Genomic DNA, 12,763 nt, shown 5'->3' with positions numbered 1-12,763 from the left:
TAAGGTTGGAAATTCGCGGGCGTAGTTTAGTGGTAAAACTATAGCCTTCCAAGCTATTAATGCGGGTTCGATTCCCGCCGCCCGCTTAATAAGAAAAACTTGTGAAATGCATATTTTTGACAAATTGTAGGTTTTTTATAATAGTTAGTTCAATTTATAGGTAGATACTATAGGCTTGCAATTGTGCGATCGCCAGTGATACTGCAATCAAAAAAAATACCTTATGTTCTGCCATAATACAAAAACAGGACTTAGGCATTTTAACGAGATTGTGATCATTCTGTTCGCACAGCATTACCGTAGGATATGGAGCGATAGCATAGTTTGATAGTGGTCTTTCCAAACCAGTCTGATTCCACGGGTTTATAAACTGAGGCGAATGCCTTTGCTAAATTTTTGTCTCAAGAACTGATATTCTCAGTTCAAGCGTAAATTGCTTTCAGTAGCCAATTACGTTATCGGCTGGATTCGATGTAAAGAAGATGCAAAAATAACAATTGCACAGCACTTCAGCATGAGCGTTATACTTACTGACGCAGATAAAGCTTTCTTCCCAAATTCAGAAGGAGACTTTATTTTTGTGATTTTATTTGGCAACCTCAACTTTTTACTCGTAAAATCGAAGACAAGATAAAGATCAGTAGAATAGAGTTTCTAAATTAATGAGTCAATTAATAAGTCAGGGTGGAACAGCTATCACTAAGGCTCCAATAGTAGATCGGATAAACGATATTGCTTGGCAAGCTCACCAAGGTAGCGTTGCTGCGATTATTCAACTATTGAATGAAAAGCTTGCTAAATCTGGTGTTAGAACTAGAGCGATTTTTTCCGATGGTGTCTTACAACTTCTGTGTGAAGCGGCTAGAGTAGAGCAACTTGAGCAATCTCAATTAGTAGAACAAATTCAACAAATTCTTGAGTCAATCGCACCACGAAACATTCGCCGAGTCAATATCAACAGCCGAATTGTTAGGGAACAGCAATTACTTTGGTTGAAGGAAATTTATAGCGATCGCGAGAATCAATTGCTTTGGTCACAGGAAATTACATTAGTTCAGCCCAATATCTTAAAGCAACTAATTAAAGATTTTACAGAAGCCCAAACTGAACTAAAAAAGATAAATTTACCTAAAACGCAATCCTCTCATCCTTTAATACTTACTAATAAAGAAAAACACAAAACTTCAACTAAAACAAGCACACTAGCAGTTGTCGGTTTATGCTCACTCTTATTGCTCGGTTGGGTTGTTTATGCTCAGTTAGGCGATAAATTGAAAAACTTAATGCAACTAGACTCTTCCAAATCTTTAACTACAACAAATACCAACGAGAGTCAGACAGAAGCACTACCCCATGCTACTAAAAATAATCTTTCCGAATCATCTGACGATCCATTTGTAGCATCAGTGCGACTCGCTAACCAAGCTTCTGCATCTGGGAAAACAGCTACAACCTCAACTCAGTGGTTAGAGCTAGCTGCTAGGTGGCAACAAGCTTCCGATATAATGAGCACTGTACCAGCAAAACACAACCGCTATCAAGAAGCTCAGATTCGCACTAAGCTCTACAGAAAATATAGTGAGGCAGCGCAGAAAGAGGCAGATAAGAGTAAGTCTTAGTTTCTGGGGTGGACTATATTTTTAAATTTTTAGTAGGACGGCAATTACTTGTGGAAACAAACTCATAAAAGTTTGTAGAGATGCAAAATTGCACATCTCTACAAATATTAAAAACTAAATTTAACTAAACACTCATCTCTAGCATTTTTTGAATTGGTCGCAGTGCAGCGAGGCGGATATTCTCTGACATGGTGATTTCGGGATTGCGATTTTTCATCGCCCAGTAGAGCTTTTCCAAGGTATTTAACCGCATGAAAGGACATTCGTTGCAATTGCAGTTATTCACTGGAGGAGCCGGAATAAAATGTTTGTCAGGAGCTAGTTTTTGCATTTGGTGAATGATACCTGGCTCCGTAGCAACAATAAATTCTTTGGCATTACTCTGTTGACAATATTTGAGTAAAGCTGCTGTAGAGCCAATAAAACTGGCGTGGCGCAATACACTACTTTCGCATTCTGGATGTGCGATCGCCTCTGCTTCTGGGTGGGCAATTTTTAACTGCACAATTTTCTTTTCGGAAAAGGTTTCGTGGACAACACAGCTGCCTTGCCATAATACTAAATCTCGCCCAGTCTGTTCCATAACATACCGTCCTAAATTCCGATCTGGGGCGAAAATAATTGGCTGTTCTTTTGGTATCTGCTGCACAATCTTGACAGCATTGGAACTAGTACAAATAATATCGCTCATCGCCTTAATATCGGCAGAGCAGTTGATGTAAGAAACCACCAGATGATCAGGATGCATTGCTTTAAAAGCTGCAAACGCCTCTGCTGGACAACTATCTGCTAAAGAACAACCAGCATCCAAATCTGGTAATAACACCAATTTGTCGGGATTGAGTATCTTTGCTGTTTCTGCCATGAAGTGAACACCAGCAAAGACGATCACATCGGCATTAGTCTTTTCTGCTGCTTTTGCCAGTTGTAGTGAATCCCCAATAAAGTCTGCTATATCCTGAATATCTGGCTCTTGATAGTAATGCGCCAGGATAACCGCGTTGAGTTCTTTTTTGAGACTCTCAATGGCAGCAAACAAATCTAGTGGTAGTTCACCCGGTTGGGTTTTGTTTCGTTGAGCTAGTACAGTCGTAAACACAGTTAGGGGGTTGCTTTAAGTTGCAAGTTTTTGTCTTGTGGAATCAATTATAGTAGTTTTTACCAAAAATGGTAGACGGTTGATTTCCTGAGATTGTGTCCAAATCCGGCTGAGTTTCATATCCTGGAGATAGACGGCAAGGAAAGTGGCATGACCAGTCAGAAAACTCAATCAACAACCCTCAAAATTGCTGTAGTTGGCGATGTTCACGACCAATGGGAAGTAGAAGATGGTATTGCACTCAAGTATCTGGGTGTTGACTTAGCGCTGTTTGTAGGGGATTTTGGTAACGAATCAGTGGAAGTGGTCAGAGCGATCGCCTCCCTCGACATTCCCAAAGCAGTGGTGATGGGAAACCACGATGCATGGTACACTGCCACGGAATGGGGACGTAAAAAGTGTCCCTACGACCGCTCCAAGGAAGACTGGGTACAGGAACAACTCGATTTATTAGGCTCAGCTCATGTCGGTTACGGCAAGTTGGATTTTCCCACTTGGAATTTAACTGTAGTGGGGGGTCGTCCTTTTACCTGGGGTGGCCCAGAATGGAAATTTGCTGACATCTGTAAAGAACGATATGGTGTAACAAGTCTGGAAGAATCTGCCGACCGAATCGTCAAAGCGGTCAAAAGCGCCGCTTACGAGACGATTATTTTTTTAGGTCACAATGGGCCTAGTGGATTAGGCGATCGCCCAGAAGACCCCTGCGGCAAAGACTGGCATCCTATAGGCGGCGACTTTGGTGATCCAGATTTTGGCGAGGCGATTTCGCAGGCTCTCACTGCTGGTAAAACCATCCCTCTGGTGACATTTGGGCATATGCACCGAACTCTCCGGCACACCAAGAAAGTACTGCGAAAGCCAGTCTTTAGAAGTCCAGAGGGGACAATTTACTTGAATGCGGCAAGTGTGCCTAGAATTGTAGAAAATGGCAGCGAGAAACTGCGTAATTTTTCCATTGTCTCTCTAGAGGCGGGTGTGGTTTCGCAAGTTTCCCTAGTTTGGGTAGGCGATGATTTCCAGGTGGCATCTGAGGAAATTTTGTACGAGCGATCGCGTCCAGTAGTGCAATCTGCGTAGATGATAGGATATAGTATTATCTGTCAGCTTTAGTGCTAACCGACGAATGTAGGGTACACAATAGCTTGACAGTTTATTGGAGAGGTGGCAGAGTGGTCGATTGCGTCCGACTTGAAATCGGATGAGGCTAAAACCTCCGGGAGTTCGAATCTCCCCCTCTCCGTTGGAAGTTAAAAGTAAATTATTCCTTGCTCAGTAATATGTGAAATATTGATTGCACAGTAAACATACTGAGCAATATTCTGCTAAATTATCAGCTAGTTGGTAATCGTCCCCTAATTGGACTTTTCAGAAGTAACTGGCTCAGAATAGAAACATTTGCAGAACACTTGTACTATTATAGCCTATATAAGTTAACTACTGGAGAAATTTTTAGATGGTAAAAGAGAGTCGTTTCCTCCGGTCGAAACGACTACGCGCCAGCCTCTGGTATGCGGCTGATGGAAAGTGTCAACTGTGCGGGTGCGATATGCCTTCAAATTGGCATGCAGATCATATTGTTCGGTGGGCAGAAACCTACCGAACTAATGTTCATGAAATGCAGGGATTATGTCCTCAATGCCATTGCATAAAAACCGCACAAGAAAATAGAAAAATGACAACTGCCAAACAACTCGACTTATTTTCAGAACCTTCCCATCAGCAGCTAAATCTAAATCAGCAGCTAAGTCTAAGGAAACACCAAGCCGAGTTTTTAGAGATATGTAAACTCATCAAGGCAGGACAATCTATTAAAAAGATTCTCATGTTGGTTACGCCAGGAGGTGGTAAAAGCTTAATTCCGGTAATTGGTGCCGCGCAACTAATTTCAAATAAGGCTTTTCAGGGAGGCTTTCATGGAACTATAACAGATGCAATATGTTGGATAGTCCCAAGACGAAATTTACAAAGGCAAGGAGAAGAAAATTTTGACGATGCTTTTTTTAAACAACACTTAGGGCATCAACACAGAGTGATGGCTAATAATAACGAGCCTAACCCATGTAAGGGAATGTCAGGCTATATAGCTACCTACCAAGCAATAGCAGCTAACCCCGATCTTCATGCTCAAGAGTTTCGGCGCAAGCGCTACATTCTCGTGTTGGATGAGTTTCATCATGTTGAAGAGGGGGGAATTTGGCATCGTGTCTTACAACCATTAGTAGATGAAGCAGTTTTGCTAATTCTCGTAACAGGAACCCATGTGCGTGGAGATCGTAAGCAAATTGCCTTTATGCCCTACAAACAAACTCCTGCTGGTCTTACTCCTAATCTGTCTAGCAATGAGGATACAACAGTTCTTCAATATACACGCAGTCAAGCTCTTAGAGAACGTGCTATAGTTCCTCTTCATTTTGAGTGGGGAGATGGAGAGGCTGAGTGGATTGATGAAACAGGACAGAAATGTTCAGTAGAAAGTTTTGCAGAAGCTGGAGATTATAGAAGCATAGCACTTCAAACAGCGCTTAGTACAGGATATGCTCGTCAGTTATTAAAAAGCTGTGTTGATAATTGGAAACAATATAAAATAAATAACCTTCGCTCAAAGTTACTTGTACTTGCACCATCAATTTCAACAGCTAACCAATATCTCGACTGGTTGAAAGAGCTAGGAATTAATACAGCTGTTAAAGCAACAAGTGATGAATCAAAAGAAGCACAATCTGCAATTAAAAAATTCAAGAAAGACTATCAACCAAGAGATGCAAAAGCAGTTGATGTTTTAGTAACAGTGGCAATGGCATATGAAGGACTTGATGTTCCAGCTATTACCCATGTTGCTTGCTTAACTAACATAAGAAGTGTACCTTGGCTGGAACAATCATGGGCAAGAGCGGCTAGAGTTGACAGAAAAGCAGGAGACTTAAAAAGTTTCGGATTAATTTTTATCCCCGATGATCAGTTAGCTCGTCAGTGTGTAGAGACAATTATTACAGAGCAAGAGGTTGTTTTAAAAGAAAAAGAGCAAAACGAAATCAAAAATTCTGGTGCTGGCAATGGCAGCAATGAAGAAAATAGGAATTTGCAACGCAATAATTCCATTATTCCATTAACTTCAAGCTTGACCCGCTTAAGTGCATCTGACTTAAGTACTGGAGAATCTGTTGATTATTTAGAGACAGAAATAATTCAATCCACTGCACAGTTATTTGGAATTAGTAGTAGCACAATTAATTTAAAACATTTTATAGAGACTTACAATTTGCGGTTAATACAGAAGGATTTTGACAATATAGAAAGTACTCCACAAGAATCTTTAACTGTCAGTGAAGAAATAGATATTATGCGGGACAACATTGAGAAATATGGCCGCAGCTATGCAATGAAAAATAAACTAGACTTTAAAACCATAAATGGGGAGATTGTCAAATATTTTGGCAAGTCTCGTAAAGCAATGACACTTGAGGAATTGGGACGGGTATGGGCATGGCTACAAAACAACTATCCAATGACCGATTAAAGGCTCACATAGAAACTTTAGGAAATGCTGGAGATTTAAACGCACTACCTGGTTCACGACCTTGGGCAATTGCTGTCAAATTAGAGATGCAAGCAGTTATACATGACGCTGTATTTAATGCTCAACAGTTAAAAGCATGGCGTGACTTGATGAAGGAATACGATGGTTATCAGCAATTAGTTGATGAACATGGGAAGCCTTTCAAAACCTATGAGGAATTATGCAAAGCACAGCCGCCTTTTGGTTTGGGTTGTGAACCATTAGATATTGACAAACTTATTAGCGAATTAGAATTATCTGATGAAAAAACTTTTGAGCTAGAAAAATTACCACTCAAGCAAGGAGGAAATCCAAAAGGGTATTTACAAAGGTTTTCTCAGGTAGTTCAAGCTTGTCCAGATAATCAGCCACTCAATGTAGAAAAAATTAGGGAAGTATTGCAGCTTGCACGTAGCAAAGCACACATCTGGAGGAAACGTTGGTATGACCTGGGTTGGATAGAAGCATTACCAAGTAACAAACGTGGCTATTATCAAATCACAGAGGAGGGACGGAAAGTGGCTAAAGACTGGCTAGAAGAATTACCATCTGCTACTTTCAGGGGTGGATTATGGCTTAATATACCTCGTCATAACTCTAAGAAAGCAGCAGAGCAGCTAATTCAAGCTTTAGATTCTGAGCAATTACAAGAAATTTACAGCTTGATCAGCAAATCACTCAATCAGGATTCATCTTGATGGTTACGCTTACTCACTAATGTTGCACGAGTGTTATCTTTTAGAATTTCAAAATACATAGCTAATTTATAGAAATCTTAGAAGCCAAGTTATCCAAGATGTATAGCAATCTCTTAAAGAGGAAGTCAGACTACAGGCGATCGCACCCTCACCCTCTCTCACTCCTACCGTGCTACCATCACCAATAAATTCTTTTGGGAGGTCAATCAATGGCTACCCTTCATGCGCTAGATATACCCGATGAGTTATATGAACAGCTGCAACAGTTGGCTAAAGCTGAAAATAGCTCAATTGATGCTCAAGTGATTACAATATTGCACAACGCCTTACAGATAAAAACACAGCCAACAGAAGACGAAAGGCGAAAAAATGTCCCAAAACTTTTAGAGGAAATCCGTCTTCGCCGTGAACAGCTACCAACTGATATCGAATGGCCTGATAGCACTGCATTAATCCGAGAAGACCGCAACAGATGACTATCCCTCTTAGGTGTGTTGTGGATGCCAGTGTAGGTATTAAGCAATTTATACCTGATGCTCCACTAATGGCGAAAGTTGATCAACTCTTTGCTCATCTTGCCAATCCTAAAACAGCAATCTTTGTCCCAGACCTGTTTTACATTAAGTGTGGCAATATCATCTGGAAGTATGTCCGCGCTAGGCTTTATGCTGTTGCTGATGTGCAAGCAGATTTAGCCACTCTCAAAAGCTTCCCCTTGCGTGTCGTCTCCACTGCTGACTTAATGGCGGATGCAGTCACTATCGCCTTGAATTATGGAATCTCCGCCTACGATGCCTCTTATGTGGCACTTTCACAGCAGGTTGCAGCCACTCTCCTGACTCTCAATGCAAAACTGAATGAGAGCTTTAAGCGCTTCGTCTTACAATGTTTGCTTGTTTAACGACTTCGAGGTTCCACCGTTGCCTTCAATGTAGAAGCGATCGCACATCTCCATGCAATCATTAACAGCATAAAGCGATCGCTTTCCGCGCATCGGAAATTATCCACAAATCGTCAACTCTCCAGCCACTAAGGCGGTTTTTGATAGAAGAAACAAATAAGCACCCAGGTGGTGGGTAGAATTTTTTGCTAATGAATTTTTGCAAGCTCTCTCAGAGTCTATGTTGTATGGTTGGGGCAAATTAGTTGAGTTAATTGCATTTGCCTTTCATGAAGATACTTTACAGGAACTCCGAAAGAGCTATTGCCAGAAAAATCGCTGCTATGTGTTTAACAATTATTCCGCAGTTTTGTTACTGGCTCGATTAGCACGCGCTTCAGCGGTCGCCATTACCTCGTCCATATTTTCTAATACTTCGCCGGGAAAGTTTTCCAAAACCCTCGTAGAAAGAGCAACTCGACCTTTACCTTCATCCAAGTCAATAATGATAGCTTTAATCGGCTGACCAATTTGAAAAACTTTTTCTAGAGATTCAATGAATTTTTGGCTGACTTGCTTGATGTGGAGTAAGGCACTCATTCCATCCAAATCTACAAATACACCAAAAGGCTTGATACCAGTCACTTTACCTTCCACCAACTGACCTATTTCTAGCAAACTGAAGTTACTCGAACGAGTTGCCAAGCGTTGAGAAAGTATGAGTTTGTTTGTGTTGCGATTAATTTCTAAAAAGCCAACAGTCAAATTTTGACCTTTGAGTGCTTCTAAGTTATCACGCTCAGCTAAATGCGATCGCGGAATAAATCCCCGCAAAGATAGAATATCGACGGTGACACCACCTTTATTTACACCCATAACCCGTACTTGCACCGTCTGGGCATTTTCCTGCATTTGCGCCAGTCGTTCCCAGATGTGCTGAATTTCTAACTGCTTTCGGGAAAGAGTAACTTGACCTTCTGCATCCTGATCACGGATAATCAAAAACTCAAGTTCCTCTTGCAATGGCAGCACCTCCGATAAATCGGTCACTGCTCTCAAAGAAGCCTCATCGCGGGGAAGAAAAGCTGACGACTTGCCACCAATATCGACATAGGCTCCATCATGGTCAAGTTGAAACACTTTGCCGTGTACAACCTGTCCTTTTTGAAACTGGTAGTCGTGTTTTTCTAGTGCTTTGGCAAAATCGTCCATTGTGAACGACGAATTGGCTGTTTGAGAAAGTTTCGATTCGGAATTCATGACTTTTGAAGATTAATTGTTATTTGAGGTGATGCTACTGGGGTTTAGATTGTCATTTATACTTTGTCTCTGGTTCTTATTAATAACCAATGACCCCTTCTCCTGTCGGAGACGCTGCACGAACGAGGTGATGCCTCCGGTACGCCTTGGCGTTTGTCAAAGCCTCTGTTTACGACACGTTACGCGAACGTAGAGAAGCCTCTCGCAGAGAATACCGCGTTGGCTTACCAATGACAAATCACAAAATCCTGCCTTGGCTGCATGGGTTTCAGTTCAGTTGCCCAAAGAGTTGTTTCACCTGCTCCCAAGCATCGGCCGCAGCTTTAGGATTATAACTGCCACGATGGTCACAGAAAAATCCGTGATCAGCTCCATCGTAGCGAAACACACGATGAGGAATTTTGTATTTTTCTAACTCTGCTTCAATTTCTTCTATCTGTTCAGTGGGTATACTGTTATCTTCCGTACCAAAGAAGGCATAAAGAGTGCCAGTAATTTCGCTTGTGCGAGTAACGGTAGGAGCGCCACCTCCCATTGTGCGCGTAGTAATACCAGCACCGTAAAAGGAAGCAGTAGCCTTGGTATCTGGTAGCGTGGCAGCAAGATAGGCTACATGTCCGCCAAAGCAGAAGCCAATACAGCCAAAGCCATCTTTTTTGACTTGGGGTAAGCTTTTGAGGTAGTCAATTGCTGTTTGAATATCGCTCAATAACTCTGATGCTTGAGTTTGCATAGCGTATTTTCTCCCAATTTCGATATCTTCCGGGGTGTAGCCAGTTTCAAAGCCAGGAGCTTGACGCTGGAATAATGCAGGTGCGATCGCCACATACCCTTCCTTGGCAATCCGTTCTGTTACTTCCCGAATGTGAATGTTGACACCGAAAATCTCCTGCAATACAACAACTCCTCGGTAAGAACCAGGTTCTTTTGGGTGTGCCAGGTAAGCAGCTATTTGAAAATTATCTTGCGTTGACGTAGCGTCTGGTAGAGAAAGTTTAACCGTTGTAGTGTTGATTGCTCGCTCTGTCATAATAATTTTTACCAGTGCCGTGTGATTAGCTATGTGATTCTTTGATATAACTATGCCAGTATGTCCAGACTATTTCCAATCAAATTATCAATTAACAACAGTGATTGCATTAGAAATTTCCACCAGAAAAACTTCATGTGTAAATAAAATATTTGACATTTAGTAAATACAGCTGGTTACTTGCCGCTGCTAGTACTTAGGAGGTTTGGTGATGATTCAATTCCGTATTCAGCCAGACAGCGAAATTCCCGCATCAACCCAGCTGTTTAATCAAATCCGGTTTGCGATCGCTTCCCGGCAATATCCGCCTGGATACAAATTGCCAAGTACACGAGCGCTAGCAATGCAAACTGGGTTACACCGGAATACCATTAGCAAAGTTTACCGCCAGCTAGAAGAAGACGGATTTGTCGAAAGTCTGGCTGGTTCAGGAATTTATGTCCGTGCTCAAGGGCATGAGGGCGGTAGTAGGCTACAATCGCCAATTCTCAAAAAAAATCCCAATGCATATCAAGTTGTTCAACAAGCACTAGACGAACTGCTCTCTCAAGGATGTTCGCTCAGTCAAGCACGGGAGCTATTTTTAGCAGAAATTGACTGGCGCTTGCGTTGTAGTGCGCGAGTACTGGTTGCAGTTCCGTCTCACGACATGGGTGCTGGGGAATTGATGGTGTATGAATTAGAACGAGCTTTAAAAATACCAGTACAGTTGGTAGCAATGGAAGAATTAGCAGCTGTACTAGATCAAACTACCTCTGCTACAGTGGTTACAAGTCGATATTTCATTGGAGATGTAGAGGCGATCGCTGCTCCTAAAGCTGTACGAGTGATTCCTCTGGATATCTACGACTACACTAAAGAACTCAACCTACTGAAAACCCTACCAAAAGAAAACTGTGTAGGTATAGTTAGCCTCAGTTCTGGGATTGCGCGAGCTGCAGAAGTTATCCTGCACGGTTTACGTGGGGACGAACTACTGATAATGACTTCGCAACCAAAAGATGCTTATAAACTTCAGGCGATCGTCAAGCGAGCTGAGGTAATAATTAGCGATCTGGCCAGTTTTGCAGCAGTACAAGCAGCTGTGCAAACAGCGCTTGAAGACATTATTCGCCCACCTAAACTGATTAAGGTTGAAAATTACATCGGCACTAACTCGATTAACTTACTAAAACGAGAATTGGGTTTGAGTTAAGCCAAAAGAAAGGGGAGAAGGAAACACCTAACAAATCACTTAAATTTATAATTGTGCAAATGCAACCCTACTTTTGTATTCCTCTGTGCGGCTGTGTCTTGGAAAATCGAGCCACTACGTTGGACAAAGAGAAGTCTGAGCACCAGAGGCAGGCACTCAAAGTTCTCTGAAGCCGCCCACTCTCTTGGAAAGTTCAGAGCGGCGGGAACCGCCGCTCTGAACTTTCCGATTCCGACGTAAGGCGCTCTCGGTAGCACTGACTCGACTTTCCGCTAAGTTAGATAAAAAAGATGTGGTTCATTTACCTTAAAAGCACTATAAATAGATGTATACCGTTTACTACCACTCAGCTACGTCTCTGAATCTTTTAAGAGGCAAAGTAAACACATCTAATTAGATTCATCTATCAGTAAAGTAAATCATCGACGAAAGGAACTGTTGAGAGGCAATAAGAGTATCCCACTTCTACACCATTTCATACAATGGTTATTTGTTAACTAACCTGCTTGCGACTCTAGCTTTGCAAGTTGTAAAAACTCTTGCACCCGCCGCAGATAAGTTGGTGCATCTTCCAACATCGGGAAATGTGCTGTACCAGGAATTATGGCAAACTCAACTTGATCGCTTAATGCGGCTGCTTGACGCCCCATCTCCGCTGGGATAATCTTGTCATACTCCCCAGCCACTAGCAGAGTAGGTACTGTCAGTTTGGCAAACTCTTGCGGCATCAATTCAGCTTGTGCTTTACTAACTGAAGTAAAAATTGTACCCAAAGCTGCATCGTAATCAGCTTCAAGAAAATCTTGCAAAAAAGCTTGACGCTCAGAATTTGGTATAGGGTTATGCAAAAATCTAGCCATAAACATTCTGTCAACAAATGGTATTTTCCCTAACCACTTGGGACGGAATTTGACTACATAGCCACCGAATTTATGAAAGGCTGCAAAGGCTTTTTCGTCGTACTCAAAAATCCCGCTACAAGTCAAAATACCTCTTTCTACTCGCTGGGGATAGCGATTAAAAAACAAAGTCGCAATAGATGCACCCGTTGAGTGAGCATTTATATAGACACGCTGAATCTCCAATTTATCTAGCAAAGCTACTAAATCTTCAGCGTATTCCTCTAATTCATAGGTCAACTCTCTGATTGCCTCTGATTCTGCCTGGGGAGACTGCGACTCGACAACAGATTCACTAGCTTGGACTATTGTTGGCTTACCACAAGAACGCCCAAATCCCCGCAAATCATAGAGTAAACAATCAAATTGGTCTAACAAAGCATTAGCGGTGCTTCTCCAATATCTAGCCGAACCAGCCCAACCGTGAATGAAAACCATCACTGGTTTCACCAAAGAATCAGATGGTTTTTTCATCCACTCGTAATAATGCTCAACTCCACGAACATTAATGTAAGGCATTTGTA

At 41.9% G+C, this 12,763-nt stretch carries 11 protein-coding genes and 2 tRNA genes; 9 read left to right on the top strand and 4 right to left on the bottom strand.

Going from position 1 to position 12,763, the window contains the following annotated elements; genetic code table 11:
* Nucleotides 1-15 precede the first annotated feature (15 nt).
* Both FNW02_RS03655 and FNW02_RS03650 read left to right on the top strand, forming a co-directional pair.
* Nucleotides 16-86 (top strand) — tRNA-Gly (locus FNW02_RS03655).
* Between the two features lie 576 nt (nucleotides 87-662).
* A complete protein-coding gene (locus tag FNW02_RS03650; protein ID WP_191756223.1) occupies nucleotides 663-1,619 on the top strand; it encodes a hypothetical protein in 957 nt (318 codons plus the stop codon).
* A gap of 124 nt (nucleotides 1,620-1,743) precedes the next feature.
* On the opposite strand, the gene nadA is transcribed toward FNW02_RS03650, so the two are convergent.
* Entirely contained in the window at nucleotides 1,744-2,718 is a 975-nt protein-coding gene (gene nadA / locus FNW02_RS03645; RefSeq protein WP_191756222.1) for a quinolinate synthase NadA, read from the bottom strand.
* 150 nt (nucleotides 2,719-2,868) lie between these two features.
* Here nadA and FNW02_RS03640 point away from each other — a divergent pair, with 150 nt between their 5' ends.
* The 6 genes from FNW02_RS03640 (at nucleotide 2,869) to FNW02_RS03610 (ending at nucleotide 7,876) form a co-directional block, all read left to right on the top strand.
* The gene (locus FNW02_RS03640) at nucleotides 2,869-3,798 is read left to right on the top strand and encodes a TIGR04168 family protein (protein WP_191756221.1); all 930 of its coding nucleotides are present in this window, start codon (nucleotides 2,869-2,871) and stop codon (nucleotides 3,796-3,798) included.
* A 78-nt stretch (nucleotides 3,799-3,876) separates the two neighbouring features.
* Nucleotides 3,877-3,961: transfer RNA gene (locus FNW02_RS03635), tRNA-Ser, on the top strand.
* 213 nt (nucleotides 3,962-4,174) lie between these two features.
* A complete protein-coding gene (locus tag FNW02_RS03630) occupies nucleotides 4,175-6,238 on the top strand; it encodes a DEAD/DEAH box helicase family protein (RefSeq protein WP_191756220.1) in 2,064 nt (687 codons plus the stop codon).
* Nucleotides 6,205-6,975 (top strand): hypothetical protein, encoded by a 771-nt coding sequence (locus FNW02_RS03625; RefSeq protein WP_191756219.1) that lies wholly within the window; start codon nucleotides 6,205-6,207, stop codon nucleotides 6,973-6,975. The genes FNW02_RS03630 and FNW02_RS03625 overlap by 34 nt, the downstream gene beginning before the upstream one ends.
* A 209-nt stretch (nucleotides 6,976-7,184) precedes the next feature.
* A complete protein-coding gene (locus tag FNW02_RS03615; protein WP_191756217.1) occupies nucleotides 7,185-7,451 on the top strand; it encodes a hypothetical protein in 267 nt (88 codons plus the stop codon).
* The gene (locus FNW02_RS03610) at nucleotides 7,448-7,876 is read left to right on the top strand and encodes a type II toxin-antitoxin system VapC family toxin (RefSeq protein ID WP_225225397.1); all 429 of its coding nucleotides are present in this window, start codon (nucleotides 7,448-7,450) and stop codon (nucleotides 7,874-7,876) included. The genes FNW02_RS03615 and FNW02_RS03610 overlap by 4 nt, the downstream gene beginning before the upstream one ends.
* Before the next feature lie 336 nt (nucleotides 7,877-8,212).
* On the opposite strand, the gene FNW02_RS03605 is transcribed toward FNW02_RS03610, so the two are convergent.
* Together FNW02_RS03605 and FNW02_RS03600 are read right to left on the bottom strand one after the other, a co-directional pair.
* Nucleotides 8,213-9,115, bottom strand: coding sequence for a S1 RNA-binding domain-containing protein (locus FNW02_RS03605; RefSeq protein ID WP_191756216.1), 903 nt, complete (start codon nucleotides 9,113-9,115; stop codon nucleotides 8,213-8,215).
* 268 nt (nucleotides 9,116-9,383) lie between these two features.
* The gene (locus FNW02_RS03600) at nucleotides 9,384-10,145 is read right to left on the bottom strand and encodes a dienelactone hydrolase family protein (RefSeq protein ID WP_191756215.1); all 762 of its coding nucleotides are present in this window, start codon (nucleotides 10,143-10,145) and stop codon (nucleotides 9,384-9,386) included.
* Nucleotides 10,146-10,356: 211 nt separating this feature from the next.
* On the opposite strand from FNW02_RS03600, the gene FNW02_RS03595 reads away from it, so the two are divergent.
* A complete protein-coding gene (locus FNW02_RS03595) occupies nucleotides 10,357-11,340 on the top strand; it encodes a GntR family transcriptional regulator (RefSeq protein ID WP_191756214.1) in 984 nt (327 codons plus the stop codon).
* A gap of 497 nt (nucleotides 11,341-11,837) precedes the next feature.
* Here FNW02_RS03595 and FNW02_RS03590 read toward each other — a convergent pair whose 3' ends face one another.
* Nucleotides 11,838-12,758 carry an alpha/beta fold hydrolase gene (locus FNW02_RS03590; RefSeq protein ID WP_191756213.1) on the bottom strand — a complete coding sequence of 307 codons (921 nt, stop codon included), beginning with the start codon at nucleotides 12,756-12,758 and terminating at the stop codon, nucleotides 11,838-11,840.
* Nucleotides 12,759-12,763: the final 5 nt, after the last annotated feature.

This window comes from Komarekiella delphini-convector SJRDD-AB1 (genome assembly GCF_014831675.1).
Classification (GTDB): domain Bacteria; phylum Cyanobacteriota; class Cyanobacteriia; order Cyanobacteriales; family Nostocaceae; genus Komarekiella.
This window is presented reverse-complemented; position numbering and strand designations above follow the sequence as displayed.